Source organism: Pseudomonas sp. FDAARGOS_761 (genome assembly GCF_013343155.1).
GTDB classification, from domain to species: domain Bacteria; phylum Pseudomonadota; class Gammaproteobacteria; order Pseudomonadales; family Pseudomonadaceae; genus Pseudomonas; species Pseudomonas aeruginosa.
Map to the genome: position 1 here is coordinate 2,382,205 of NZ_CP054572.1, position 24,021 is coordinate 2,406,225.

25 protein-coding genes and 1 pseudogene are annotated in these 24,021 nt (G+C 67.8%); 18 read left to right on the plus strand and 8 right to left on the minus strand.

All coding sequences use genetic code 11. From position 1 onward, the window contains the following. Window positions 1-3 precede the first annotated feature (3 nt). Window positions 4-1,452: an aldehyde dehydrogenase family protein gene (locus tag FOC67_RS11200; RefSeq protein WP_009315697.1), complete on the plus strand. Its 1,449-nt coding sequence runs from the start codon at window positions 4-6 to the stop codon at window positions 1,450-1,452. A 35-nt stretch (window positions 1,453-1,487) separates the two neighbouring features. Here FOC67_RS11200 and FOC67_RS11205 read toward each other — a convergent pair whose 3' ends face one another. From FOC67_RS11205 to FOC67_RS11215, 3 genes are read right to left on the minus strand one after another with little or no spacing between them, the layout of a single operon-like run. Then, a complete protein-coding gene (locus FOC67_RS11205; protein WP_003088853.1) occupies window positions 1,488-2,123 on the minus strand; it encodes a ParB/RepB/Spo0J family partition protein in 636 nt (211 codons plus the stop codon). Further along, window positions 2,041-2,553, minus strand: a complete 513-nt coding sequence (locus tag FOC67_RS11210; protein ID WP_003088854.1) for a GNAT family N-acetyltransferase — start codon at window positions 2,551-2,553, stop codon at window positions 2,041-2,043. The genes FOC67_RS11205 and FOC67_RS11210 overlap by 83 nt, the downstream gene beginning before the upstream one ends. Further along, the gene (locus FOC67_RS11215) at window positions 2,550-3,776 is read right to left on the minus strand and encodes a phosphoadenosine phosphosulfate reductase (RefSeq protein WP_009315698.1); all 1,227 of its coding nucleotides are present in this window, start codon (window positions 3,774-3,776) and stop codon (window positions 2,550-2,552) included. The genes FOC67_RS11210 and FOC67_RS11215 overlap by 4 nt, the downstream gene beginning before the upstream one ends. A gap of 853 nt (window positions 3,777-4,629) precedes the next feature. Between FOC67_RS11215 and FOC67_RS11220 the strand changes: the two genes are divergently transcribed. The 8 genes from FOC67_RS11220 to FOC67_RS11255 all read left to right on the plus strand — a co-directional run bounded on the left by FOC67_RS11220 (window position 4,630) and on the right by FOC67_RS11255 (window position 13,591). Next, entirely contained in the window at window positions 4,630-5,181 is a 552-nt protein-coding gene (locus tag FOC67_RS11220) for a fimbrial protein (RefSeq protein WP_003120281.1), read from the plus strand. Window positions 5,182-5,268: 87 nt separating this feature from the next. Continuing rightward, window positions 5,269-6,015, plus strand: coding sequence for a molecular chaperone (locus FOC67_RS11225; RefSeq protein ID WP_003088863.1), 747 nt, complete (start codon window positions 5,269-5,271; stop codon window positions 6,013-6,015). Then, window positions 5,999-8,617 (plus strand): fimbria/pilus outer membrane usher protein, encoded by a 2,619-nt coding sequence (locus FOC67_RS11230; RefSeq protein WP_174707725.1) that lies wholly within the window; start codon window positions 5,999-6,001, stop codon window positions 8,615-8,617. The genes FOC67_RS11225 and FOC67_RS11230 overlap by 17 nt, the downstream gene beginning before the upstream one ends. Then, window positions 8,614-9,975, plus strand: coding sequence for a fimbrial protein (locus tag FOC67_RS11235; protein ID WP_009315700.1), 1,362 nt, complete (start codon window positions 8,614-8,616; stop codon window positions 9,973-9,975). Before FOC67_RS11230 ends, FOC67_RS11235 begins: the two co-directional genes overlap by 4 nt. Next, window positions 9,965-10,678, plus strand: a complete 714-nt coding sequence (locus tag FOC67_RS11240) for a molecular chaperone (RefSeq protein WP_031627711.1) — start codon at window positions 9,965-9,967, stop codon at window positions 10,676-10,678. The genes FOC67_RS11235 and FOC67_RS11240 overlap by 11 nt, the downstream gene beginning before the upstream one ends. Continuing rightward, window positions 10,675-11,532: an EAL domain-containing protein gene (locus FOC67_RS11245; protein ID WP_003109869.1), complete on the plus strand. Its 858-nt coding sequence runs from the start codon at window positions 10,675-10,677 to the stop codon at window positions 11,530-11,532. The genes FOC67_RS11240 and FOC67_RS11245 overlap by 4 nt, the downstream gene beginning before the upstream one ends. A 141-nt stretch (window positions 11,533-11,673) precedes the next feature. Continuing rightward, window positions 11,674-12,198, plus strand: a complete 525-nt coding sequence (locus FOC67_RS11250) for a DUF4142 domain-containing protein (protein WP_003088871.1) — start codon at window positions 11,674-11,676, stop codon at window positions 12,196-12,198. A gap of 28 nt (window positions 12,199-12,226) precedes the next feature. Beyond that, window positions 12,227-13,591 carry a sodium:proton antiporter gene (locus tag FOC67_RS11255; RefSeq protein WP_003109868.1) on the plus strand — a complete coding sequence of 455 codons (1,365 nt, stop codon included), beginning with the start codon at window positions 12,227-12,229 and terminating at the stop codon, window positions 13,589-13,591. Here the strand turns inward: FOC67_RS11255 and FOC67_RS11260 are convergent. Next, window positions 13,569-14,018, minus strand: a complete 450-nt coding sequence (locus FOC67_RS11260) for a DUF421 domain-containing protein (RefSeq protein WP_003088873.1) — start codon at window positions 14,016-14,018, stop codon at window positions 13,569-13,571. The genes FOC67_RS11255 and FOC67_RS11260 overlap by 23 nt on opposite strands. 25 nt (window positions 14,019-14,043) lie before the next feature. Next, entirely contained in the window at window positions 14,044-14,568 is a 525-nt protein-coding gene (locus FOC67_RS11265; RefSeq protein WP_003088874.1) for a hypothetical protein, read from the minus strand. Window positions 14,569-14,816: 248 nt separating this feature from the next. Here FOC67_RS11265 and FOC67_RS11270 point away from each other — a divergent pair, with 248 nt between their 5' ends. The 6 genes and pseudogenes from FOC67_RS11270 to FOC67_RS11295 all read left to right on the plus strand — a co-directional run bounded on the left by FOC67_RS11270 (window position 14,817) and on the right by FOC67_RS11295 (window position 19,711). After that, on the plus strand, window positions 14,817-15,206 hold the full coding sequence (locus FOC67_RS11270) for a response regulator (protein WP_003161880.1): 390 nt from the start codon (window positions 14,817-14,819) through the stop codon (window positions 15,204-15,206). 17 nt (window positions 15,207-15,223) lie between these two features. Further along, window positions 15,224-17,746: a DNA ligase D gene (gene ligD, locus FOC67_RS11275; protein ID WP_034054071.1), complete on the plus strand. Its 2,523-nt coding sequence runs from the start codon at window positions 15,224-15,226 to the stop codon at window positions 17,744-17,746. 75 nt (window positions 17,747-17,821) lie between these two features. Further along, window positions 17,822-18,037, plus strand: coding sequence for a PLDc N-terminal domain-containing protein (locus FOC67_RS11280; protein WP_003088893.1), 216 nt, complete (start codon window positions 17,822-17,824; stop codon window positions 18,035-18,037). Between the two features lie 19 nt (window positions 18,038-18,056). Further along, complete coding sequence (locus tag FOC67_RS11285) at window positions 18,057-18,296, plus strand: metallothionein (protein WP_003100805.1); 240 nt, start codon at window positions 18,057-18,059, stop codon at window positions 18,294-18,296. Between the two features lie 10 nt (window positions 18,297-18,306). Then, window positions 18,307-18,854 (plus strand): annotated as a pseudogene (locus tag FOC67_RS11290) (CinA family protein). Further along, window positions 18,851-19,711 (plus strand): SDR family oxidoreductase, encoded by an 861-nt coding sequence (locus FOC67_RS11295; RefSeq protein ID WP_003109865.1) that lies wholly within the window; start codon window positions 18,851-18,853, stop codon window positions 19,709-19,711. The pseudogene FOC67_RS11290 and the gene FOC67_RS11295 overlap by 4 nt, the downstream one beginning before the upstream one ends. Window positions 19,712-19,730: 19 nt before the next feature. Here the strand turns inward: FOC67_RS11295 and FOC67_RS11300 are convergent, their stop codons facing one another. After that, complete coding sequence (locus FOC67_RS11300; protein WP_169057975.1) at window positions 19,731-19,907, minus strand: hypothetical protein; 177 nt, start codon at window positions 19,905-19,907, stop codon at window positions 19,731-19,733. A gap of 254 nt (window positions 19,908-20,161) precedes the next feature. On the opposite strand from FOC67_RS11300, the gene FOC67_RS11305 reads away from it, so the two are divergent. Both FOC67_RS11305 and FOC67_RS11310 read left to right on the plus strand, forming a co-directional pair. After that, window positions 20,162-20,449, plus strand: a complete 288-nt coding sequence (locus FOC67_RS11305) for a DUF2513 domain-containing protein (RefSeq protein WP_003088904.1) — start codon at window positions 20,162-20,164, stop codon at window positions 20,447-20,449. 52 nt (window positions 20,450-20,501) lie between these two features. Next, on the plus strand, window positions 20,502-22,940 hold the full coding sequence (locus FOC67_RS11310) for a glycogen/starch/alpha-glucan phosphorylase (RefSeq protein ID WP_034026136.1): 2,439 nt from the start codon (window positions 20,502-20,504) through the stop codon (window positions 22,938-22,940). Window positions 22,941-22,946: 6 nt separating this feature from the next. On the opposite strand, the gene FOC67_RS11315 is transcribed toward FOC67_RS11310, so the two are convergent. Both FOC67_RS11315 and FOC67_RS11320 read right to left on the minus strand, forming a co-directional pair. Then, entirely contained in the window at window positions 22,947-23,345 is a 399-nt protein-coding gene (locus FOC67_RS11315) for a hypothetical protein (RefSeq protein WP_003100818.1), read from the minus strand. Window positions 23,346-23,430: 85 nt separating this feature from the next. Continuing rightward, window positions 23,431-23,595: a hypothetical protein gene (locus FOC67_RS11320; protein ID WP_003088911.1), complete on the minus strand. Its 165-nt coding sequence runs from the start codon at window positions 23,593-23,595 to the stop codon at window positions 23,431-23,433. A 248-nt stretch (window positions 23,596-23,843) separates the two neighbouring features. On the opposite strand from FOC67_RS11320, the gene FOC67_RS11325 reads away from it, so the two are divergent. Next, window positions 23,844-24,011 carry a general stress protein gene (locus tag FOC67_RS11325; RefSeq protein ID WP_003088912.1) on the plus strand — a complete coding sequence of 56 codons (168 nt, stop codon included), beginning with the start codon at window positions 23,844-23,846 and terminating at the stop codon, window positions 24,009-24,011. The last annotated feature ends 10 nt before the right edge of the window (window positions 24,012-24,021 follow it).

A 24,021-nucleotide genomic window follows, 5' to 3' on the forward strand; every position in this document is an offset into this window, starting at 1 on the left:
CAGATGAACGGACACGCCAGACACTGGATCGATGGCGCATGGCTCGATTCCGCGCAGCGGGGACAATCTTTCGACCCGGCCAGCGGCCAGTCGATCGGCACCTACGCCGACGGCGGGCGGGCCGAGGCCGATGCGGCGATCGCCGCAGCTGTGCGCGCCTTCGAAGATGGTCCCTGGAAGGACGACCACGCGCTGCGCGCGACAGCCCTGGAGGAAATCGCCGCGGCCTTCGAGCGGCATGCCGATGCGCTCATCGACCTGCTTGCCCTGGAGAACGGCAAGATCAAGCCCGAGGCTGCCTTCGAGGTCGGCATGGTGCCGGGCAAGCTGCGCTACTACGCCGGCCTGGCGCGCAGCGAACGGGGCGCCAGCGGCACGCCGCGCCCCGACGTGGTGTCGCTGGTGCTGCGCGAGCCGATGGGCGTCGCCGGCATCATCGTGCCGTGGAATTCACCGGTGGTGCTGATGATCCGCTCCCTGGCGCCGGCGCTGGCCGCCGGTACCACCACGGTGGTGAAGATGCCGGGGCAGACCGCGCAGACCAACGCCCTGGTCGCGCGGATCATCGCCGAAGCGCCGTCGCTGCCTGCCGGGGCGGTGAACATCTTCAGCGAATCGGGTTCCGAAGGCGCCCGGCGATTGATCGACGCGGCCGAGGTGCCGGTGATCAGCTTCACCGGCTCGAGCGCCACCGGACGAGCGATTTCCGCCGCCGGCGCGCGGCACCTGAAGCGCTTCGGCCTGGAACTGGGCGGCAAGACACCGCACCTGGTGTTCGACGACGCCGACCTGGACGCCGCCTTGCCCGTGCTGGAGAAGTCGCTGACGGTGTTCGCCGGGCAGTTCTGCATGACCGGTTCGCGCCTGCTGGTGCAGCGCGGCGTTGCCGAACGGCTACGCGAACGCCTGGCGCAGCGCCTGGAAAACCTGCGCGTGGGGCCGGCGGCGGACCCGCGCAGCGACATGGGGCCGCTGATCGACAAGGCCAACGTCGAGCGCGTCGAGCGAGCCGTACGCCAGGCCATCGCCGCCGGCGCGCGGGTGGTGGTCCGCGGCGGCCCGGTAACCGAGGGCGAGCTGGCGGCCGGCGCCTTCTACCGTCCGACCCTGCTGGAGGTCGATGATCCGGACCTGGACATCGTGCAACAGGAAACCTTCGGACCGGTGCTGACCCTGCAGGTATTCGACCGCGAGGAGGAGGGCGTCGCCCTGGCCAACCGCAGCGAGTACGGGCTGGCGGCCGGGGTCTGGACCCGCGAGGTCGCGCGTGCGTTCCGGGTGGCGCGGAAGATCCGCGCCGGCACCGTGTGGATCAACGACTGGGCCAAGGTCTACGACGAATTCGAGGAGGGCGGCTACCGCCAGTCCGGCCTCGGCCGGCTGAACGGGGTCGCCGCCCTGGACGACTTCGTCGAGTACAAGCACATCAGCCTGACCACCGGCGCGGCCTGAGCCTGGGCGAGCGGTGCGGCCGACGGCGCCGCCCGCTACTCCCAGGAGCGGGAATACACGTGTTCGCGGAACAGCTCGGGCAATCCGGAAACCTGCTTGAAACGCAGCACCTCGTCATTGTCCATGCCCAGTTCGCGGGCCACGTCGGCCTCGCTCCAGCCGGCCTTGAGCAGGGTCACCACGATCGCCGTCATCGGCAATACGCCGTGCACGCCGCGTGCTCGGTTGTGGCGGATGGTGGCGGCGATGCGCTCGCTGTCGCCTTCACGCCCGGCGCGTATCGCGGCGATCGGCAGGTAGCCGTGCAAACGCTGGCGCAGCGCGCCCTTGGCGCTGCCCACGCGCAGGCGGTGAAAGCCGTCGACCACCTCGTAGCGCCCGTCGGCCTGCGGATAGGCGACGATGGGCTGGGTGAATCCGTCGGACTCGATGGACAGCCTCAGCAGTCGCATCTCCGGCGGCGCGACGGTATTGGGGTTGTAGTCGTTGCCGGCGACGCGCTCGGCACGCACCCACTGCACGCAATCGACCGGCTCTTCGGCGAACGGACTGTGCGCGTGGAGCAGCCGGCGGATCCGGTTGATGGCTTCAATCCGCTCGGCAAGCGGCAACCCGTGCAGTTCGCCGAACAGCGCCTCGGCCCGCTCCGTCAGTGTCTTTGTCTGTGCCATGGGCTTTCCTCATGAGCGTCACCCAGCTACCCCGGGTGGAATGCACGGCGAAGCCGTGCGGTTCGAGAAGGCGCGCGCAGGCCTGGGGCGCGCGGGTGGTACAGGCCAGCCCGAGTTGGTCGACATGTCCGAGAACCCGCTCGCGCAGGGTGCGGAACAGCCCGCGACCGCGCGCTTCCGCACGCAGGTAGGCATCGCGCAGGCGAACCACGTCGGGATGTTGCTCCAGGCTGACGAACCCCAGTATCCGCGTGTCCCCCTGGCGGCGGAGCACGAACCAGCGGTGGTAGGGACCGTCGCTCAGCGGGTAGCCGCCGCATTCGCGGCGCACCCGGGCGCTGGCGAAGAAGCGGCCCATGCTGGCGAAGAAGGCGGCCTCGTCGTCGAACGAGCGCCACTGCAGGATCTCGCAGTCTTGCGGGCGGATCACGAGCGCTTCTCCCGACCGGGGACCAGTCTGTCGATATCGGCCTGGGAGAAGCCGAAGGACAGCGAGCGGGCCATGTCCTGCTTCAGCAGGGATAGCGCAATACGCCGCCAGGACGGCTGCTTGCGACGATTCTCCAGGGCCGGGATCCCCGCGTCCGGCCAGATGGCAAGGGGATAGTCGTGCTGCTTCCACCAGAGGATGAAACGCTCGATGCGCCGCTGGTAGATGCCGCGCAGGGGCGGCGGCATGCTGCGCAGGAGGAACTGGCTGTACTCGCGCCAGGTGCCGAAGGAGGGCGGCAGGCCAAGGCCGCCACGGTAGCCGAGGAAGCGCTGGCGACAATAGCGCGCCCCGTAGTTGGCGCCGGCGACGCGCCGGACCACGCGGAACCAGGTGCGCGGCTCGATCCGGTGGAACAGGTCGAGGCCCTTGCGCTGGTCGTCGCCATAGGGCTGGCAGATGCGCATCTGCGAGAACGGCACGCCGGCGCGGTACATCTGGTCGTAGAGGCGGTTGTAGGCGTAGCCATGGTCGGCGACGCAGCGCCAGAGGTCCTCGAAACGCCAGTCGTAGATCGGGAAGAAGCTCACCGCCTGCGGGTTGGCCCGGTCGCGCGCGCTCCAGGCCAGCGGCGCGGAGCCGCCCGGCGGCGTCCAGGCGCATTGTTTCGCCCGGCTCCTGCGCTTGACCGCCAGGTAGCGATTGAGCGATTCGTCCGAACGGATGCCGACCAGGAACGCGGTAGGCTCTTCCCTGGACAGCCAGGCGTTGAAGCCGGCGACGAACTCCTCGAACTCCATGCGGTAGCGGTAGAAGGGGAAGAACCCCGGGTCGCTGATCACCCCCGGGTGCTTCGGCAGCGGGCGCACCCAGTCGGCCTCGGCGCCGGGCTCCCAGCAGCACCAGTAGGGTTCCTCCAGGCTGGAGGCGTTGCGCAGGTTGAGTGGCAGGCAGACCCACCAGGGGCGTACGTCGGGATGCCCGAGCATCTCGCTGACGTGATCGATGGTGGCCTGGTACTGCCCCTCCAGGTCGATGAACAGTACGTCCACCGGGCTGCGTCCCAACTCGCGTGCCACGTCCAGCGCCAATTGCAGGGTGACCGAGCTGTCCTTGCCACCGGAGAAGGCGACACAGACGCGCTCGAAGTTCCGGAATACCAGTCGGAGGCGGGATAGGGTTGCGGCATGCACATCGGCATCCTGGTAATGCTTGCCTGCCATGGGTGCGAACCTCTTCTTTTAATAACTATTGAGGGAGACCGTTGCGACGACGGTCCATGTGCAATGTTTGTTTCGGAGTTTCTCCAGGCTATTTTTTCGAGAGTCGCGGCAGCCGGCACGTTCGGCGACGTTGGACTCCGAATCAGTGGATAACGGAAATATGTCCAGGCACTTGGCAGAGCGACGACCAACAGGCCCGACAACTGTCGTGCAGGAACTTTTTCAATGCTAGGCGAAGCCGTGGTTCGAGTTGTTGACTTGTCGCAAGACGGATTCTCCGAACAGCATCGGCGCAGCGCCCACTTGCAACGAGAGTGCGCACGCCGCCGTTGGCACTCGTCTGCGCACCGGACTTCTGAGCGGCGGCGGAAAAAGCTTGCTGCGCAAGGAGAAGCGCCTGCGGGTGAACATGGAAATTGCCCGGGAAAAGTCGAAGGTAATTATTCGTTGAATAACAGGGAAGTGCATACTTCCAACTTGGAAGTTAACTGCATGGCACCATCCATGCATTACACGGATGACGGTTTTTATTATAAGTCCAAACTGGCGAAGACAAGCAAGAGAGGCCGGGATGCCAGAGTTCCATAGTCGGAAATACAAGCGTTGCAATGTCGACGGATAGCGCGAAGAGGCGGCGGTACCCTGCGAAACGAGGCAATTCCCCGAATGGCGGGCACTCGAACGGATTTATAAGTCCGCCGTTCGGCGTTCACCTCGACGCCTGTGCACGGGATACTTATATCGGTGGTTCGCACCACTGATTATCGATTTGAACTCGTTCGAGTCTTTACCGCGTTCCCGGCCGAAATAAAAGGCGGGTGGACGATTATTGCCTCACACAAGGAACATAGGCATGACCAGAACTTCGAACCCATGCGCAGTGGTATTGGCCTTTGCGGCAATTGCCGCTTCGGGAACCGCGATGGCGGCAAACACTATCACATTCAGCGGCGAAGTGACCGACCAGACCTGCCAGGTCGCGGTCAACGGCTTCACCGACCCCACGGTGATCCTCGACAGCGTACCGGTGAGCGCCCTCGATGGCGCAGTGGGCCGCAGCGCCGGCGAAACCGCCTTCACCCTGCAACTCACCGATTGCGTCGCGCCGACGGCCGACGAGCATTTCACCACCCTGTTCCAGGCCACCAACCCCAGCGCCGCCGGGAACCTGGTGAACACCGCCGCCAGCGGCGCGACGGGCGTGGCGCTGCAATTGCTCGATAGCGTCGGCGGCAACCCGGTCGACCTGGCCGGCGGCGCGGCGGTGCCCGCCGGCGACATCGTGCTCGCCAACGGAGCCACCAGCACCAGCTACGACTACGCGGTGCAGTACGTCTCCGAAGCGGCGACCGTGACGCCCGGTCCGGTACTCGGCGCCGTGACCTACACGCTGCGTTACGAGTGAATGCCGGCGGCGCATGCGCCGCCCCTTCCTTTTCCCAGCACTAAAGCCGGGCCCGGTCGCTGGACCGTGCCCGGCCAGGTAAGCCGCATGCCCAGACATTCGTACCGATCCGGCAGGACATCGGCGCTTCTGCTCGTCCTGCTGGCGAGCATCGCCCAGGCGCGGGCAAGCGTGGTGGTGACCGGGACCCGGGTGATCTATCCCGGCGAGGCACGGGAGAAGACCGTGCAACTGAGCAATCGCGATGCGTTTCCCAACGTCGTCCAGGCCTGGGTCGACATCGACGCCCCGGACGCGCCGCCGGACCAGGCGGACGCGCCGTTCCTGGTCAACCCGGCGGTATTCCGCATGGCCCCGGACAGCGGCCAGACGCTGCGCATCGTCTACACCGGGCAGGGCCTGCCGGGCGATCGCGAATCGCTGTTCCATCTCAACGTCCTGCAGATCCCGCCACGCAACAGCAGCCATGCGGATCGGAACCAGATGCTGCTGATGCTGCGCAATCGCCTGAAGCTGTTCTACCGCCCGGCGGGCATCCAGGGCCGTCCCGAGGACCTGCCCGGGCAACTGCGTTTCGCACTGGTCCGGCGCAGCGCCGGCTGGGCGGTGCGGGTGGACAACCCGAGCGGCTACTACGCCTCGTTCGCCAGCGCCACGCTCAGCGTCGGCCAGCGCCGCTGGCGCTTGCGCAGCGGCATGCTGGAGCCGCGCAGCCATGCCGAATGGCAGGCCGAAACCCGAGAAGCCCTGCCGCCGGGACGCGTGCGCCTGCACGCGCTGCTGATCAACGACTACGGCGCCCATATGGATATCCGTCATGATCTATCGCCATGAACGCCGCTGCCGCACCGGCACGGCCCTGATGGCGGGCGGCATGGCGCTGGCGGCGAGCGCCTTCGGTCATGCCCAGCCCGGCTACGAATTCGATGATCGCCTGTTGCTCGGCTCTTCCCTGGGCGGCGGCGACCTGTCGCGCTTCAACCAGGACGGTCGGATCGATCCGGGTCGCTATCACGTCGATGTCTACCTCAACGAGCGCTTCGCCAGCCGCAGCGAAGTGAGTTTCCGCGCCAACCCCGCCAGCGGCGCGGTGGAGCCCTGCCTCGAGGAAGACTTCCTGCGCCAGCGCCTCGGCGCCAAGCCTGGCGAAAAGCCGCGCAAGAGCGACGAAGGTGCCCACTGCGCCTTTCTCGACACGCGCCTGCCCGGCTCGCGGTTCAGCCTGGACGTCGCCCGCCTGCGCCTGGACCTCTCGGTGCCGCAGGCCTTGCTCGACCTCAAGCCGCGCGGCTACGTCAGCCCCGAGGAGTGGGACGCCGGCGACAGCATGGGCTTCGTCAACTACGACACCAACCTCTATCGCTCCGACTACCGCGGCGGCGAATCGGGACGATCGGACTACGCCTATGTCGGCCTGAACAGCGGCATCAACCTCGGCCTGTGGCGTTTGCGCCACCAGTCCAACTACACCTATTCCCGCTACAACGGGCAGGCCAGGCGCAAGTGGAACGGCATCCGCACCTATGCCCAGCGCGCCTTGCCGGCTTGGCGCAGCGAACTGACGGCGGGGGAGAGCTACACCGCCGGCAACCTGCTCGGCAGCATCGGCTACCGCGGCCTGAGCCTGGCCACCGACGACCGCATGCTGCCCGAGTCCCTGCGCCGCTATGCGCCGCAGGTGCGGGGCACCGCGGCCACCGCGGCGCGGGTGGTGATCAGCCAGAACGGCAGGAAGATCCGCGAGGTGAATGTCGCCCCCGGTCCGTTCGTCATCGACGATCTCTACGACAGCGCCTATGCCGGCGATCTGGATGTCCAGGTGTTCGAAGCCGATGGCAGCGTATCGAGCTTCAGCGTGCCGTTCGCCTCGGTCCCGGAGTCCATGCGTCCCGGCCTGTCGCGCTACAGCTTCACCCTGGGCCAGGCGCGCCAGTACGGTGACGGCGACGACCTGTTCGCCGACTTCACCTACCAGCGCGGCATGAGCAACGCCCTGACCGCCAACCTGGGACTGCGTGTCGCCGACGACTACCTGGCCATGCTGGGCGGCGGCGTCCTCGCCACCCGCTTCGGCGCCTTCGGCCTGAACAGCACCTATTCCAGCGCACGCGTCGAGGATGGCGCGCGCAAGCAGGGCTGGCGCATCGGGCTCGACTACAGCCGGACCTTCCAGCCCACCGGCACTACCCTGACCCTGGCCGGCTACCGCTATTCCACCGAAGGCTACCGCGAACTCGGCGACGTGCTCGGCTCGCGCGACGCACTGCGCCACGGGGACACCTGGGATTCCGGCAGCTACAAGCAGCGCAACCAGTTCAACCTGCTGGTGAGCCAGGCCCTGGGCGGCTACGGCAACCTCTACCTGTCCGGTTCCTCCAGCGATTTCTACGACGGCAAGAGCCGCGATAGCCAGTTGCAGTTCGGCTACTCCAATACCTGGGGGCAGTTGAGCTACAACCTCGCCTGGTCGCGGCAGACCACCACCTACTACCAGGAGCAGGGCGACCAGGACCCTGGCGTCGAGCTGCTCCGGCGCGACCGGCGCAGCGGCCAGCGCAACGACACCCTGACCCTCAGCGTCTCCATGCCGCTGGGTTCTTCCAGTCGGGCGCCGACGCTCAGCGCCATGGCTACCCGGCGTTCCGGCGACAGCCGTGGCGGCAGCCTGCAAACCGGGCTGAACGGTACGCTGGGCGACGAGCGTACCTGGAGCTACGCGCTGTCCGCCAACCGCGACAGCGAAGTCGCCGACACCACCTGGAACGGCACCTTGCAGAAGCAGGCGGCGCTGGCCACCGTGAATGCCGGCTATGCCCAGGGCGATCGCTACCGGCAATACAGCGGCGGCATCCGTGGCGCGCTGGTCGCCCACCGCGACGGGCTGACCCTTGGCCCCAGCGTCGGCGATACCTTCGCCCTGGTCGAGGCCAAGGGCGCCAGCGGTGCCGCGATACGCGGCGGGCAGGGCGCGCGCATCGACGGCAACGGCTATGCGCTGGCCCCCTCGCTGTCGCCCTATCGCTACAACCCGATCTCCCTCGATCCCGTTGGCATCGATCCCGACGCCGAACTGCTGGAAACCGAGCGCAAGGTCGCGCCCTACGCCGGTGCCAGCGTGCGCGTGACGTTCAGGACGCTGACCGGCCATCCGCTGCTGATCCAGGCGCGGCGCGAGGACGGCAGTGTGCTGCCGCTCGGCGCCGTGGTGGTCGACGACGGCGGGGCGGCCATCGGCATGGTCGGGCAGGGCGGCCAGGTCTATGCGCGCGCGGAAAACCAGCGGGGCAGGTTGCTGGTGCAATGGGGAACGGCGCGCAAGGAGCGTTGCGAGTTGCCCTACGACCTGGCCGGTGTGCCTCGCGACCAGGCGCTGATCCGCCTGCGCGGTACCTGCCGGGCAGCCACCACCGACTCCAACCTGGAGAACGCAAGATGAACCGCACGCTTCCTCTGCTGCCCGCGCTGGCCCTCGGCGTGTCGCTGGGGCTTCCCGTCAGTGGCCAGGCGACTTGCTACCGGGTCACCTCGGTAGGCAGCGAGACGACCACCTCGACCACCCAGATCCGCCCAGGCGAAGGTACCGCCGGCAGCTGGACCGGCGCCTGCGACACCTGCAATGGCTCGCTCGGCCTGCCCAGCGTGGTCAACGTCAGCGACGAGAGTTTCCAGCCCTATCCGACGCTCATCGCCAGCGCGGTGGCGCCGCTGACCCAGTACGGCGCCACCGGCGGCTACGACCCCGAGCGGGTGTTCTTCCGCTGTAGCGCCGGGGACGCCGTCTACGAGATGTTTTCTACCAACGGCGACGATCTCTATAGCGGCTACTACACCGGCGCCGACACGGTGGGCAACGACATCGGCCTGCAGGATGCCTACCGGACCGCCTGGCCCAACGTGCTGCTGCGCCTGACCAACGTCGAGACGGGGGAAACCATCACGCCGATCTGGAAGGAGCGCCAGCTCTCCGGGCTGGACATCGACTCGCGCGGCTTCCAGCTGGTCAAGGCGAAGAACCTCGCAGCGGTACGCGCCGAGCTGTACAGCGCGCCGCTGGAGGCGATCCGCTACTACTCGCCGACGATCCTCTCGCAGCCCTATTCCTACACCCAGCCGGCGGCCTACATCGCCATCAAGGGGCCGGGCCTGACCGCGCCGACCGTCGGCCAGGCGCACGTGGGCGGCAACTGGGGCGGCTGGTACAGCAACTGGCCGGGTGCCATCGGGCTGTACCGCTACGTGACCCTGAAACGCTATCCCACCTGCGCGGTGATGACGGTCACCCCGCACGTGCAGTTCCCGCCCATCACCCTGGCCGAGATCGATAGCGGCGGCGTGCGCGAGGCGCCCTTCGAACTCACCTTCAAGTGCCAGAGCGGCATGACCAACGGCACCGGGGCCGGCGCCACGGCGCTGGGCATCCGCGTGTCCAGCGGGGCCCTGGCGGCCAGCCCGGTGCTGGGCCTGGTCAACGCCAGTGGCGGACTGTCCTACCTGCTCTCCGACCGTTACGGGGAGCCGGGCATTGCCCGTGGGGTCGGCATCCGCATCTACCGCGACGGCACGCCGATGACGCTCCTGGCCAACGAGAACTCCGCCGGCGGCAGCAACGCCGAGGCCACCGGCTGGTACCCCGCCATCGGTGGCGCGACCCAGGCCAACGGCGGTAGCGGCGGCATCGACCTGTACCGCGAAACCTTCCGCGCGCGCCTAGAGAAACTCGCGCTCGGCAGCCAGCCCGGCGTCACGGCGGGGCGAGTCGAGGCCACGGCGCAGGTGGTGATCCGTGTCCAGTAGGCGCGCGCTCGCGCTGCTGGCCATGCTTTGCCTCGCGCCGACGAGCGAGGCCGGAGTGACCGCGGAGCGCACCCGCCTGGTGTTCGTGGAGGGCCAGCGCGAGGCCTCGTTGCTGCTGGTCAACCAGAATCCCTACCCGGTGCTGGTGCAGGCGTGGGTCGATGACGGCGCCCTCGACGGCGAACCGGATACCGCGCTGGCTCCGTTCCTGCCGCTGCCGCCCGTATTCCGCCTGGAGCCGGGACGCCAGCGCAGCCTGCGCCTGCTGGCTACCGGCCAGGCCCAGGCACGGGATCGCGAATCGCTGTACTGGCTGAACATCTACGAGATCCCCCCGCAAGCCACCGCCGAGGCCGCTGGCCGGCCCCGGCTCACGGTCACCCTGCGAACCCAGATGAAGGTGCTGTACCGCCCGCACGGCCTGCATCCGCACGCCGAGGACGCGGCCGCCGAACTGGGCTTCGCGCTGCGCGACGAGACCCTGCGGGTGGAAAACCCGACGCCGTACTTCGTGTCCCTGGCGGGGCTGGCGCTGGAGATAGGGGAGACGCGCCTGGATCTGCCCGGAACGCTGCTGGCTCCGCGCTCGCAACGACGCCTCGGCCTGCCGCGGCGGGTGGACGGCGGGACGCGCGGCGAGGTGGCGTTCGACTGGATCGACGACAACGGCGTCAGCCGCCAGGAAAGGAAAGCTCTACAGTGAACAGTTCCCCACAGGCTCGCCAGCACGAGCACCCGCCGGCCGTTGCCGCCTCCCTGGCCGGCGACCTGCGCCTGGCCCGGCGTTTCCAGGCCGCCCTGGCGCGCGGTCGGGTGCGCTTGGACTGGCAGGCCGTACGGCATGCCGGGCATCCGGAATGGGAGCCGCTCTACCGGGAAACCCTGCTCAGGGTCACGGCCGCCAGCGGCGAGCCGCCGTTGCCGACCCAGGAACTGATCCTGGCGCTGGAGCGGCTCGGCCTGATACGCCTGCTCGATCGCTGCGTGCTGGGCACGGTCCTCGACCGGCTGAACGCCGAGCCTACCTTGCGCCTGGCCTGCAACCTGTCGCGCCAGAGCGCGGCGATGGATGCCTGGTGGGAAGCCGTCTGCCGATGGCTGGCCGCCCGTCCGCAGGTGGCACGGCGGCTGACGCTGGAGCTGACCGAGACCGCCGTGGGCGAGAGAGTCGCGACCCGGGAGTTCATCCGACGCCTGCGCGAACATGGCGTGCGCATCGCTATAGACGACTTCGGCGCGGCGCACAACAACCTGGACTTCGTTCTCGATGCCCGTCCCGATGTGATCAAGATCGATTGCCGGTATACCCGCGAAGCACGTCGCTCGGCGAAGGGTGCCGAAGTGCTGCGCCATCTGCTGGCCCTGTGCCGCGAACTGGCGCCCTGCGTGGTCCTGGAAGGTCTCGAGGAGGACGATGCGTTCGCCCGGCTGCCGACCGGGGACGTCTATCTCCAGGGCAACGCGATCGCGCCGCCGATGCGGGTCGAACCGCCGCTGTCCGTACGCCGGCCGAAGAGCCGGGCGCGGATCGAGGCGCTGGCGAGCCGCCAGGGGTGACCGGGGAGGGGCCCCCGGCCTGGCACGGTCGGCGAAAAATCTGAACGGTCGGCCAGCGGCGCCGTCACAGCAGCGACGATGCCGAGGTGCGTTGTGCCGAAGTCCCGGCATTTTTTCCCTGTCACGCCAACGGAGTCGACCATGAACAGAGCAATCAGCCTTCCCCTCAAGGGAGCCGCCTGGCTCCTGCTGGTCCTGGCCCTGCCTTTCGCCAACGCCCAGGACATGAACAAGACCGCGCCACAGACCTTCGTCAGCGAGGCCTCGGCGGCCGGCGTGGCGGAAATCGAAGCCGGCAAGATGGCGCTGGAAAAGAGCACCGCCGCCGATGTGAAGGTATTCGCCAAGCAGATGATCGACGACCACGGCAAGGTCAACGCCGAACTGCGCAGCCTGGCCGAGCGCAAGAAACTGGAGGTCGAAGACGACGCCAGCCTGACCGACAAGGCCAAGGCGACCCTGCTCGACCTGCGCGACGCCTCCTTCGACCCGGCCTACGCCAACAACCAGGTGGCGGCCCACGAGAAAGCCGTGGAACTCTTCACCCAGGCCGCAGACAACCTCACCGACCCGGAACTGCAGGCCTTCGCCAAGACCCACCTGCCGGCCCTGAAGCACCACCTGGAAATGGCCCGCGCGCTGGCCAAGGCGCACCCATCCAAGTAACGCCCCCGCGGGCGGAGCCTGGCCAGGCATGAGCTTCAGCCTGTGGTTGCTGGTACTGGGCTGCATCCTGCTGACGCTCGGCCTGGCCTCGGCCTACCTGCGCCTGCTGCCGGTCAGCACCTCGTTCCTCTACCTGCTGTTCGGCCTGGCCATCGGCCCGGCCGGGCTGCATGCCTGGCGCAGTGGCCTGGCGGACATCAGCGGCTGGTTCGAACACCTCGCCGAGGCGGCCCTGCTGATCTCGCTGTTCATCGGCGGCCTCAAGCTGCGCCTGCCGCTGCGCTCGCCGGCCTGGACCGCCGCCTGGCTGCTGGCCGGACCGGTCCTGCTCGGCTGTATCCTCGGCCTTACCCTGGGCGCGCATTTCCTGTTCGGCCTGGACTGGGGGCTGGCCTTGCTGGTCGCGGCGATCCTCGCGCCCACCGACCCGGTGCTGGCCAGCGACATCCAGGTCAACCACGCCGGCGACGACGATCGCCTGCGCTACGCCGTATCCGGCGAGGCGGGACTCAACGACGGCATCGCCTTTCCCTTCGTCATCGCCGCCCTGCTGCTGATCGGTCAGGGCGGCGGCCTGCCTGGCGAGTTCGACCGCAGCGGCCTGGACTGGCTGCTGCGCGACGTCCTCTGGGCCATCCCCGCCGGATTGCTGGTGGGCTATTGCCTGGGCCATGGCCTCGGCCGCCTGGCCATCCACCTGCGGGCGCGGCACACCGACACCTCGGTGTCGGCCAACGACTTCCTCGCCCTGGCGCTGATCGCGCTGTCCTATGTCGGCGCCGACGCGCTGGGCGGCTGGGGCTTCCTCGCCAGCTTCGCCGCCGGGATCGGCCTGCGCCACGCCGAGGTGGCGACGCTGGGACACGCCTCGGCACCGGCCGAGGCGCAGGCGGCCGCCGCCGACGTGCGCGAGGCCGGGCAGGCCAGCGGCGCCATCGAGTATGGCGCCGACCGCAGCGAACACCCGAAGGTGGCAGCCGGCGCGGTGATGCTCGACGTGCTCTCCTTCGGCAACCTGCTGGAGCGCTCGCTGGAAGTGCTGCTGGTGACCCTGCTCGGCGCCATGCTCTACCAGCACTGGGACTGGCGCGCGCTGCCGCTGGCGCTGCTGCTGTTCTGCGTGTGCCGGCCGGCGATGGTCTGGCTGCTGGTCGGCCGGCGGCTGATGCACCCGGCGCAGCGGCGCCTGCTCGGCTGGTTCGGCATCCGCGGCATCGGCAGCCTGTACTACCTCAGCTACGCGCTGAACCAGGGGCTGCCTACGGCGCTCGCGCATACCGCCAGCGACCTGGTGCTGAGCCTCGTCGCCCTGAGCATCTGCGTGCACGGCCTGAGCATCCAGCCGCTGCTGATGCGCCACGCGCGCAGCGTCAGTCGCCGCGATCGGGAATGATCGAGATCTTGCCGTTCTTCTCGAGGATGGCGAAGCGGATCTGCTCCATGCGTTCCAGGCCCTGGGTCTCGCGGGCGGCCAGGAGAATGTCTTCCTCGCGCAGGCGGGCCTCGGCCAGGCGTGCGTGCAATGGCCTGCCGTACTCGACGATGAGCGTCGGCGAGCCCTCGATCAGGGTGTCGAGCTTCGGATGGCGCAGCTTGAGCAGGGACAGACCGACGTCGATGACGATCAGGGTGATGATCACCAGTACCGCGTTGACCAGCGAGAAGTCGTCGCCCAGCAGCGCCTGCTGGGTGGCTTCGCCGATGATCATCAGCAGCAGCAGGTCGAAGGTGGTGATGTCAGTCAGTGAACGCCGCCCGGCGATGCGGAAGAGTACCAGCAGGACCAGGTAGAGCGCGGCGGCTCGCAGTACGGAATCCATCGTGCGCCTCCTCGGAACGGATGACTCAGGGGTAGATGAACTGGTCGAAGGCCAGGCTCTCGCCGGCGAACTCCAGTCGACTGGCGACTTCGCCGAGCTGGTTCGGCAACAACGTCAGGAACAGGCTCAGGCGACCGTCTTCGTCGAGCCTTCCCTCCAGTTCCAGGCCACCCCGCCAGCTGTGACTGCGCAGCGGTTGCGGTTGCAGGCTCTGGATGCTGTGCGCCTGTAGCAGTCCGCCGCCCAGGCGCACGCCAACCTCGGTGCCCGGCGCGCCGCGCAGATCGATGCGCAGGCGGCTGGCGGCGCCGCTGCGTTCGAAACGCTCGTAGGCCAGGGTCAGCCTGCCGCTGTCGCTGACCAGCGTCCGCGAACTCAGAGGCCCGCCGGCGAACACTCCGGTCAGCGCCAGGAGGATCACCCCGAGCAGGACCCACAGGCCCGCCCGTTCGAAACGCCAGGCGCGGCGCTGGCTTTCCAGGCGCTCCGGGATCGGATACTCGCGCTGGTCGAACGCATCGTCTGCGGCGTCTTCTGGGGCAGGGCGCATGGCTGGCTCCTTCGCTCGCGGTCTCTCAGGCTGGACCCCGGTCGACGCGGTTGGTGCCGGCGGGCTTACCAGCGGTCCGCGCGGGTCGGGCAATCTGCACGATGAACAGGCGCCTTCCGGGCACTCTGCTGATCGCACTTTGCGATCAGCCCGCGCCCAATCGCCGTGGTCACGCTGCTCCGGCGCAAGCGGGGCGGACGGCGCGAACCTTGCAGCGAAGCCTTCCTGACAATCCGACAGGGAGAACCATGGTGAACGGAGAAAACAAGATCGTCCTGGTCCTCGAAGAACACGCCGAGCAGCTCTGGCGGATCGAGGAATTCCTCCTCGATCGAGGCTACGCGGTGCTCAGCGCGGCGAGTCGCGACGAAGCCCTCGACCACCTGGCCTCGGACGCGGTGATCGACTTGTTCCTGCTCAGCGAGCAGCTCGAAGGTCCTCTGAGCGGCAGCATGCTCATCGAAACCAGCCTGCCGGTGCGCCCGCGGATGCGGGTGATCCTGCTCAGCGACAGCGCTCGCGTCGGCATCGACCCGGCGGCACCCTATCCGGTGCTGCTCAAACCGGTGACCCTGGAAGAACTGGGGAAAGCCATCGACCTGGTCCTGCACAGCGCGCCGGTCTGCCCCGGCGTCTGACCACCGAGGAGCCCGCCATGCCCAGCAGCAAGCCGCTCGCCGAGTACGCCCGCAAGCGCGATTTCCGCCAGACCCCGGAGCCCAGCGGCCGCAAGCCTCGCAAGGACAGCACCGGTCTGCTCCGCTATTGCGTCCAGAAGCACGACGCCAGCCGCCTGCACTACGACTTCCGCCTGGAGCTGGATGGCACCTTGAAGAGCTGGGCGGTGCCCAAGGGGCCGTGCCTCGACCCGGCGGTGAAGCGGCTCGCGGTGCAGGTTGAGGACCATCCGCTGGACTATGCCGATTTCGAAGGCAGCATCCCCCAGGGGCACTACGGCGCCGGCGATGTCATCGTCTGGGACCGAGGCGCCTGGACGCCTCTGGACGATCCGCGCGAGGGCCTGGAAAAGGGCCATCTCAGCTTCGCCCTGGATGGCGAGAAACTCTCCGGGCGTTGGCACCTGATCCGCACCAACCTGCGCGGCAAGCAGCCCCAGTGGTTCCTGGTCAAGGCCAAGGACGGCGAGGCGCGCAGCCTGGATCGCTTCGACGTGCTGAAGGAGCGTCCCGACAGCGTGCTCAGCGAGCGTACGCTGCTGCCCCGCCATGGCGAAGCCGCCACGCCCGCGGCCAGGCCGGCGCGACGCGGCAAGAGCGGGGGGAAGACGCCGATGCCCGAATGGATCGCCCCCGAGCTGGCCAGCCTGGTCGAGCAGCCTCCGCGAGGGGAGTGGGCCTACGAACTCAAGCTGGACGGCTATCGGCTGATGAGCCGCATCGAAGACGGCCGCGTGCGCCTGCTGACCCGCAACGGCCATGACTGGACCGAACGCCTGCCGCACCTGGAGAAGGCCTTGGCCGGGCTCGGTCTGCAGCGCAGTTGGCTGGACGGCGAACTGGTGGTCCTCGACGAGGAGGGTCGACCGGACTTCCAGGCCTTGCAGAACGCCTTCGAGGAAGGTCGCGGCGAGAACATCCTGTACGTCCTCTTCGATCTGCCGTACCACGAAGGCGAGGATCTGCGCGATGTCGCCCTGGAGGAGCGCCGCGCGCGCCTGGAGGCGCTGCTGGAAGGGCGCGACGAAGACCCGCTGCGGTTCTCCGCGACGCTCGCGGAAGACCCCCGCGACCTGCTGGCCAGCGCCTGCAAGCTCGGTCTCGAAGGCGTGATCGGCAAGCGTCTGGGCAGCGCCTACCGTTCGCGCCGCAGCAACGACTGGATCAAGCTGAAGTGCCAGTTGCGCCAGGAGTTCGTGATCGTCGGCTATACCGAGCCGAAGGGCTCTCGCCGGCATATCGGCGCCTTGCTGCTCGGCCTCTACAGCCCTGACGAGGAGCGCCGGCTGCGCTATGCCGGCAAGGTCGGCAGCGGCTTCACCGCGGCCAGCCTGAAGAAGGTCCGTGAGCGCCTGGAACCCCTCGCGGTCCGTTCCAGCCCATTGGCGAAGGTGCCGCCGGCGCGCGAGACCGGGTCGGTGCAGTGGGTGCGCCCGCAACAGCTGTGCGAGGTTTCCTATGCGCAGATGACCCGTGGCGGGATCATCCGCCAGGCAGTGTTCCACGGCTTGCGCGAAGACAAGCCGGCGCGCGAGGTGACCGGCGAGCGTCCCGCCGGCCCGCCGCCGCTGCGCGGCGCGCGCAAGGCCGGCGCCGGTGCGTCGCGGGCGGCCACCGCCGGCGTGCGCATCAGCCATCCGCAGCGGCTGATCGACCCGTCGATCCAGGCCAGCAAGCTGGAACTCGCCGAGTTCCATGCGCGCTACGCCGACCTGCTCCTGCGCGACCTGCGCGAGCGCCCGGTGTCGCTGGTGCGCGGCCCCGACGGAATCGGCGGCGAACTGTTCTTCCAGAAGCACGCGGCGCGCCTGAAGATCCCCGGCATCGTCCAGCTCGACCCGGCGCTCGATCCCGGTCATCCGCCGCTGTTGCAGATCCGCAGCGCCGAGGCGCTGGTCGGCGCGGTGCAGATGGGCAGCATCGAATTCCATACCTGGAACGCCAGCCTGGCCAACCTGGAACGGCCCGACCGTTTCGTCCTCGACCTCGACCCGGACCCGGCGCTGCCGTGGAAGCGCATGCTCGAAGCGACCCAGCTGAGCCTGACGTTGCTCGACGAGCTGGGCCTGCGCGCCTTCCTCAAGACCAGCGGCGGCAAGGGCATGCACCTGCTGGTGCCGCTGGAGCGCCGGCATGGCTGGGACGAGGTCAAGGATTTCGCCCAGGCCATCTCCCAGCACTTGGCGCGCCTGATGCCGGAGCGTTTCTCGGCGGTTTCCGGGCCGCGCAACCGGGTCGGCAAGATCTTCGTCGACTACCTGCGCAACAGCCGCGGCGCCAGCACCGTGGCCGCCTACTCGGTGCGCGCCCGCGAAGGGTTGCCGGTGTCGGTACCGGTGTTCCGCGAGGAACTCGACTCGCTGCAGGGCGCCAACCAATGGAACCTGCGCAGTCTGCCGCAGCGCCTCGACGAACTCGCCGGCGACGATCCCTGGGCCGACTACGCCGGCACCCGCCAGCGCATCAGCGCGGCCATGCGGCGCCAGCTCGGGCGCGGCTGACCGTCCGCGAAAAAGGCGGAACTCCCCCGGCGCACAGGGCCTCCACCGTGCAACGAGATGCCGAGGAGGCCCCCGATGGATACCGCCTACCTGATCCTCGCGCTGCTGGTCCTGTTGCTCCTGGTGGATGCCTGGGCCATCAACAGCGTGCTCCGCAGCGACAGCTCCGCCAGTCGCAAGCTCGGCTGGTCGCTGCTGATCCTGCTCCTGCCCGTGCTCGGCCTGGTCCTCTGGGGCTGGACCGGCCCCCGTGGCTTGCGCCCGGTGACCTCACCGGAACACAGCAAGTGAACCCCACTGGAGACTGCCCATGAACAGCGAAACCTGTGCCTGTCCCAAATGCACCTGCCAGCCCGGTGCCGATGCCGTCGAACGCGACGGCCAGCACTATTGCTGCGCGGCCTGCGCCAGCGGCCACCCCCAGGGCGAGCCGTGTCGCGACGCCGATTGCCCCTGTGGCGGCACCACCCGGCCCCAGGTGGCGGAAGATCGCCAGCTGGACGATGCGTTGAAGGAGACCTTTCCCGCCAGCGACCCGATCTCGCCCTGAGGAGCGTGCCATGCCCGACCTGCAACTCGCGGACGAGGCCTCTCGCCTGGTGGCCTACCTGCGTAGCGCCGACCTCAGCCTGATCACCGCGGAATCCTGTACTGCCGGGCAGATCAGCGCCGAACTGTCGGCGGTGGCCGGTAGCGGCAAGGTGATGGAAGGCGGCTTCGTCGTCTATTCGCCGGCGGCCAAGCTTGCCCTGCTGGGGCTCGACCCGAACTGGCTGGAGCGTTTCAACCTGACCAGCGTGGAGGTCGCCGAGGCCATGGCCAGGGCGGCCCTGCAACGCAGTCCGGCGAGCGCCGCGCTGGCGGTCACGGGGTTGCTCGGCAGTGAAGCGAAGGACGGCATCCCGCCCGGTACCGTGTGCTTCGCCTGGGCCTTCCGGTTGCCCGCCGGCCTCGCCCTGTTCTCGCGCCGCGAGCGCTTCCACGGCGACCCCGCGCGGATGCGCCGGGAAGCCACCCGCTGGGCGCTGCGGCGCCTGCCCGAATTCCATCAACGCGCCTTGCGCGGCGAACGCGCCTGAGGCGTCCGACAGAGAGGAAACCACCATGAGCGAACAGCGACAGACCCTGCCGGCGCAGCACCAGGATCAACGTCCCGGCCACGAAAGCGAGATGCAGCCGAAGCCGGAGTTCGTTTCCGCCGATTACCGTCCGGCGGCCAAGCTGGAGGGTAAGGTGGCCCTGGTCACCGGCGGCGACAGTGGTATCGGCCGCGCGGTGGCGGTGGCTTTCGCCCGCGAGAAGGCGGATGTGCTGCTGGTCTACCTGGATGAGAACGAAGACGCGGCGAAGACCCGCGAGATCATCGAGTCGCTCGGCCGCCAGTGCCTGGCGTTCGCCGGCGACGTCGCCGACGCCGGCTTCTGCCGCCAGGTGGTGGACACGCTAAGGCAGAAATGGGGGCGCCTCGACGTGCTGGTCAACAACGCCGGCGAGCAGCATCCGCAGGCGCGCCTGGAGGACATCAGCGAAGAGCAGTGGGAGAAGACCTTCCGCACCAACATCTTCGGCATGTTCCAGTTGACCAAGGCGGCGCTGCCGCTGATGGGCAAGGGCGGGGCGATCATCAACACCACCTCGATCACCGCCTACAAGGGCAACCCCCAACTGATCGACTATTCCTCGACCAAGGGCGCGATCACCTCGTTCACCCGGTCGCTGTCGATGAACCTGGTCAACCGCGGCATCCGCGTCAACGCCGTGGCCCCGGGCCCGATCTGGACGCCGCTGATCCCGTCCACCTTCAGCGCCGAGAAGGTCGCCCACTTCGGCGCGGATACGCCGATGGGCCGGCCCGGCCAGCCGGAAGAGCTGGCCGCCAGCTACGTCTACCTGGCCTGTAACGACTCGTCCTACGTCAGCGGCCAGGTGCTGCACGTCAACGGCGGTACGGTGGTCAACGGCTGAGGCGCCCCGGCGGCCGCGTTCACTCGCGTGCCGCCGCCGGCAGCAGGGGGTAGACCCGCACCGCGCTCAGACGCTGCGGGAACAGCAGGGGATAGCAGAGTTGCAGGCGAACGTGCGCCTCGCTGGTGCTGAGGGTTGGCGCGAAAGTGGTGAGCACGGTCCGGCCGGGTTGTCCGGCGTCTGAGAAATGAACCATGAAAGCCTGCATCGGAGCGCTCCTGCCGGAATACGGGAAAGGTCACTGCTCAGTGAAGCTGCGCTCCAGCTCTCGCGCCAGTTCGCGCACCGACCGTTGGCAACGGCATTCCTCCCGACTGACGCCGGCGCCCGGCGGTTCCGTCGTGCGGACAGGCGGGCCGCCGGCGAAAAAGAATGAACCATCGCGGCCGCCGCGACTCCGCTTCTAGGTAGCCGGAACGGCCGGCCGCGACGCAGACAAGGAGCACGGCGATGAAACGCGACTGGGGGTTGATCAGGGATCTGCTGGAGCATCTGGAAAGCCTTGGCTTCGGCCAGCACTGGGAAGCACGCGAGCTACCCGGTCATTGCCGCGAGGCGGTGGCCTACCACTTGCAGTTGCTCAACCAGGCACAACTGCTCTGCGGCAGCGTCCAGCATTCCTGGACCGGCCAGGAGCACTGGGTGGTCCACCACCTGACCCTGGCCGGCCACGACCTGCTCGACCGCCTGCGCCAGGAAAGCGCGGCGGCCGCCGTGCCGGTACGCAAGAGCGCCTGAGAAAACCCCGCAAGCACCGGCCTGCAGCGGCGGGCCGGAAGGAAGCCCGGCGATGCCCGACAGCCAAGACCAGACCCCGAACGCGGTCCAGACCCTGAAAGCCAGCATCCTCGCCAAGCTGCGCTACAGCGTCGGCCGCGACCCATCCACCGCCTGCCCGCACGACTGGTTCGAAGCGGTGGCCCTGGCGGTGCGCGACCACATCATCGACCACTGGGAGGAGGCCACCCCGCAAGGCGAAGCGCCCGCGCGCAAGCGGGTCTACTACCTGTCCCTGGAGTTCCTCATCGGTCGCCTGCTGCTGGACAACCTCGGCAACCTCGGGCTGCTCGAGGAAACCCGCCAGGCCCTTGCCGAGCTGGGCGTCGACCTGCAGCGGATCGTGGCCCTGGAGCCGGACGCGGCGCTCGGCAACGGCGGCCTCGGACGCCTGGCGGCATGCTTCATGGAAAGCATGGCCAGCCTCGACATTCCCGCGCATGGCTATGGCATCCGCTACGAGCATGGCCTGTTCCGCCAGGTGCTGACCGACGGCTGGCAGCAGGAGCAGACCGAGACCTGGCTGGATTTCGGCAATCCCTGGGAGTTCGAACGACCCGAGGTCAGCTACTACATCGACTTCGGCGGCAGCGTGCAGGTCGACAGCGAGCACAGTGGCCGCGCCATCTGGCGGCCGGACGAGCGGATCCGGGCGATCGCCTACGACACGCCGATCGTCGGCTGGCGGCGTGCCAGCGTCAACACCCTGCGCCTGTGGCGCGCCCGCGCCGAGGAAGACCTGCAACTGGACCGTTTCAACGCCGGCGACCATATCGGCGCGGTGGTCGACGTGGTCAAGGCGGAGAGCATCTCGCGGGTGCTGTATCCGGCCGACAGCACCGAGGCCGGTCAGGAACTGCGCCTGCGCCAGGAGTACTTCTTCGTCTCAGCCTCGCTGCAGGACCTGCTCGACCGCCACCTGCGCCATCATCACGACCTGCGTAGCCTGCCGGAACAGGTGGCGATCCAGCTCAACGACACCCACCCGGCGATCGCCGTCGCCGAGCTGATGCGGCAACTGGTGGACGTGCACCAACTGGCCTGGCCGGACGCCTGGGCGCTGAGCGTGGCGACCCTGTCCTACACCAACCACACGCTGCTCCCGGAAGCCCTGGAATCCTGGCCGGTGGCGCTGATGGAGCGCCTGCTGCCGCGCCACATGCAGATCATCTACCTGATCAACGCCTTCCATATAGACGCGCTGCGCGCCCAGGACATCCACGACTTCGACCTGTTGCGTTCGGTCAGCCTGATCGAGGAGGGCCACGGCCGGCGGGTGCGCATGGGCAACCTGGCGTTCCTCGGTTCGCACCAGATCAACGGGGTATCGGCCTTGCACACCGAGCTGATGCGCGAAACCGTGTTCCATGACCTGCATCGCCTCTACCCGCAGCGCATCAGCAACAAGACCAACGGCGTGTCGTTCCGCCGCTGGCTGTTCCAGGCCAACCCGGGGTTGACCGAGCTGCTGGTGGAGACCCTCGGCGCCGACCTGCTGGACACCCCGGAACGGCGCCTGCCGGACCTCGAGGAGCACGTCGAGGACGCCAGGCTGCGGGCGCGCTTCGCCGAGCAGCGCCGGCAGAACAAGACCGCCCTGGCGCGCCTGGTGCTGGACAGCCTCGGCGTGGCGATCGAACCGGAAGCGCTGTTCGATGTGCATATCAAGCGTATCCACGAATACAAGCGGCAGTTGCTCAACCTGCTGCACACCGTGGCGCTGTACCAGGAGATCCGCAACGACCCGACCGCCGACCGCGTGCCGCGGGTGAAGATCTTCGCCGGCAAGGCTGCCGCCAGCTACCACCAGGCCAAGCTGATCATCAAGCTGGCCAACGACATCGCCCGCACCATCAACGACGACCCCACCGTGCGCGGCCTGCTCAAGCTGGTGTTCCTGCCCAACTACAACGTCAGCCTGGCCGAGGCTATCATTCCCGCGGCGGACCTCTCCGAGCAGATTTCCACCGCCGGGCTCGAGGCCTCCGGGACCAGCAACATGAAGTTCGCCCTCAACGGCGCGCTGACCATCGGCACCCTGGACGGCGCCAACGTCGAGATGAGCCAGCGGATCGGCCTGGAACACATGTTCATCTTCGGCCTCAGCGCCCAGCAGGTGGAGCAGCGCCGGCAAGCCGGGGAGCTGGAGATGGGCGGGGTGATCGCGGCCTCGCCGCGGCTGGAGGAAGCCCTGGAGGCGATCCGCAGCGGGCTGTTCTCGGCCGACGACCGCAGCCGCTACGAAGGGCTGGTGGACGGCCTGGTGCACGACGACCGCTTCATGCTCTGCGCCGACTTCGAAGCCTACTGGCATGCGCAGTGCCGGGTCGAGGAAGTCTGGCGCGAGCCCGATCGCTGGTGGCGCTCGGCGTTGCTCAACGTAGCGCGGATCGGCTGGTTCAGCGCCGACCGGACGATCAGCGAATACGCCCGGGATATCTGGAAGCTATGAAGGGCCTTACCAGAAGCCGGCCGGGTGACGGCGTTCGGGGCCCTCCAGGCGAAGGTCGAAGGCGCGGCGGAAGAATACCGCCAGCTCGCTGTCCAGCACCATCGGGTTGATCGACGCCAGCTCGGCCGGCAGGCTGTGCCATTCCTGGGCCCCGGCCAGGTACTGGCGATGGATGACCCGCTCGCCGGGAATCGCCAGCAGGCTGTAGTGGCTTTTCTCGCCTCCCGGCTCGCCGACTTCCAGGCGCAGGCGAGGATGGCCGTCCTCGTCGAGGTCGAGGTCCACGTTGCAGTCCAGGCCGTAGCTGCGCGCCTCTTCGCAGGAGTCGACGAAAAGCGGTTTCGCCACCTGTTCGACGAGAGAAATGAAATAGTGCTGGAATCGCACTTCGTCACTGTTTTCCATGGCGAGTTCCATTTGTTTTAAAGTTCGACGATTAATTATTGAATGGGTCTATCGGAATGTCAGGGGTTGCAATAGAAAAGAATAATTAAGTGCCTCCGCCTGGGGCTTCTTCGGTATTCGCTCCATGATATTCGGGGTAGGGTTCCTGATCGCTGTCTCCCGGTTCGAAATTCCATTCATGGCAATCGCGATCGGGTTCTTCGTTGCTTACCACGGGATCGCTGTAGGCCGGATGCTCGTAGGGTTTCATGGTGCTCCTCCGAGATGTGCGGGCTTTCATCTGACGCAATCCGGGGATTTCTGTCAATGCTGGCAATGGAATAAGGCAAGGATCTTTGAACCCTATGGATTGCGCTCGAAACATGCTGGCAAAACGCTTCGCTTTCATTCGCTGAAAATAATCTGAACCCCTGGCGAAACACCCTCTCAGAGTTAGGGCATGCGCAACGCATGCGTCCATGAAATCTGTTCTGAAGAGATTATTCGGAGGAAATAGAAATGGCACAGCATCAAGGTGGTAAAGGCAACTTCGCGGAAGACCCGAAACGTGCTTCGGAGGCCGGCAAGAAGGGCGGCCAGGCCAGCGGCGGCAACTTCAAGAACGATCCGCAGCGGGCCTCCGAGGCTGGCAAGAAAGGTGGCCAGCGCAGCCACGGCGGGAACTGATAACCGCGCA

What these genes read in the sequence shown, in the direction of transcription:
- FOC67_RS11200 (WP_009315697.1), top strand. Translation starts at nt 4, where the DNA reads ATGAACGGACACGCCAGACACTGGATCGATGGCGCATGGCTCGATTCC.
- FOC67_RS11205 (WP_003088853.1), bottom strand. Translation starts at nt 2,123, where the DNA reads ATGGCACAGACAAAGACACTGACGGAGCGGGCCGAGGCGCTGTTCGGC.
- FOC67_RS11215 (WP_009315698.1), bottom strand. Translation starts at nt 3,776, where the DNA reads ATGGCAGGCAAGCATTACCAGGATGCCGATGTGCATGCCGCAACCCTA.
- FOC67_RS11220 (WP_003120281.1), top strand. Translation starts at nt 4,630, where the DNA reads ATGACCAGAACTTCGAACCCATGCGCAGTGGTATTGGCCTTTGCGGCA.
- FOC67_RS11225 (WP_003088863.1), top strand. Translation starts at nt 5,269, where the DNA reads ATGCCCAGACATTCGTACCGATCCGGCAGGACATCGGCGCTTCTGCTC.
- FOC67_RS11230 (WP_174707725.1), top strand. Translation starts at nt 5,999, where the DNA reads ATGATCTATCGCCATGAACGCCGCTGCCGCACCGGCACGGCCCTGATG.
- FOC67_RS11235 (WP_009315700.1), top strand. Translation starts at nt 8,614, where the DNA reads ATGAACCGCACGCTTCCTCTGCTGCCCGCGCTGGCCCTCGGCGTGTCG.
- FOC67_RS11250 (WP_003088871.1), top strand. Translation starts at nt 11,674, where the DNA reads ATGAACAGAGCAATCAGCCTTCCCCTCAAGGGAGCCGCCTGGCTCCTG.
- FOC67_RS11255 (WP_003109868.1), top strand. Translation starts at nt 12,227, where the DNA reads ATGAGCTTCAGCCTGTGGTTGCTGGTACTGGGCTGCATCCTGCTGACG.
- FOC67_RS11260 (WP_003088873.1), bottom strand. Translation starts at nt 14,018, where the DNA reads ATGGATTCCGTACTGCGAGCCGCCGCGCTCTACCTGGTCCTGCTGGTA.
- FOC67_RS11265 (WP_003088874.1), bottom strand. Translation starts at nt 14,568, where the DNA reads ATGCGCCCTGCCCCAGAAGACGCCGCAGACGATGCGTTCGACCAGCGC.
- FOC67_RS11270 (WP_003161880.1), top strand. Translation starts at nt 14,817, where the DNA reads ATGGTGAACGGAGAAAACAAGATCGTCCTGGTCCTCGAAGAACACGCC.
- ligD (WP_034054071.1), top strand. Translation starts at nt 15,224, where the DNA reads ATGCCCAGCAGCAAGCCGCTCGCCGAGTACGCCCGCAAGCGCGATTTC.
- FOC67_RS11280 (WP_003088893.1), top strand. Translation starts at nt 17,822, where the DNA reads ATGGATACCGCCTACCTGATCCTCGCGCTGCTGGTCCTGTTGCTCCTG.
- FOC67_RS11285 (WP_003100805.1), top strand. Translation starts at nt 18,057, where the DNA reads ATGAACAGCGAAACCTGTGCCTGTCCCAAATGCACCTGCCAGCCCGGT.
- FOC67_RS11295 (WP_003109865.1), top strand. Translation starts at nt 18,851, where the DNA reads ATGAGCGAACAGCGACAGACCCTGCCGGCGCAGCACCAGGATCAACGT.
- FOC67_RS11300 (WP_169057975.1), bottom strand. Translation starts at nt 19,907, where the DNA reads ATGGTTCATTTCTCAGACGCCGGACAACCCGGCCGGACCGTGCTCACC.
- FOC67_RS11305 (WP_003088904.1), top strand. Translation starts at nt 20,162, where the DNA reads ATGAAACGCGACTGGGGGTTGATCAGGGATCTGCTGGAGCATCTGGAA.
- FOC67_RS11310 (WP_034026136.1), top strand. Translation starts at nt 20,502, where the DNA reads ATGCCCGACAGCCAAGACCAGACCCCGAACGCGGTCCAGACCCTGAAA.
- FOC67_RS11315 (WP_003100818.1), bottom strand. Translation starts at nt 23,345, where the DNA reads ATGGAAAACAGTGACGAAGTGCGATTCCAGCACTATTTCATTTCTCTC.
- FOC67_RS11320 (WP_003088911.1), bottom strand. Translation starts at nt 23,595, where the DNA reads ATGAAACCCTACGAGCATCCGGCCTACAGCGATCCCGTGGTAAGCAAC.
- FOC67_RS11325 (WP_003088912.1), top strand. Translation starts at nt 23,844, where the DNA reads ATGGCACAGCATCAAGGTGGTAAAGGCAACTTCGCGGAAGACCCGAAA.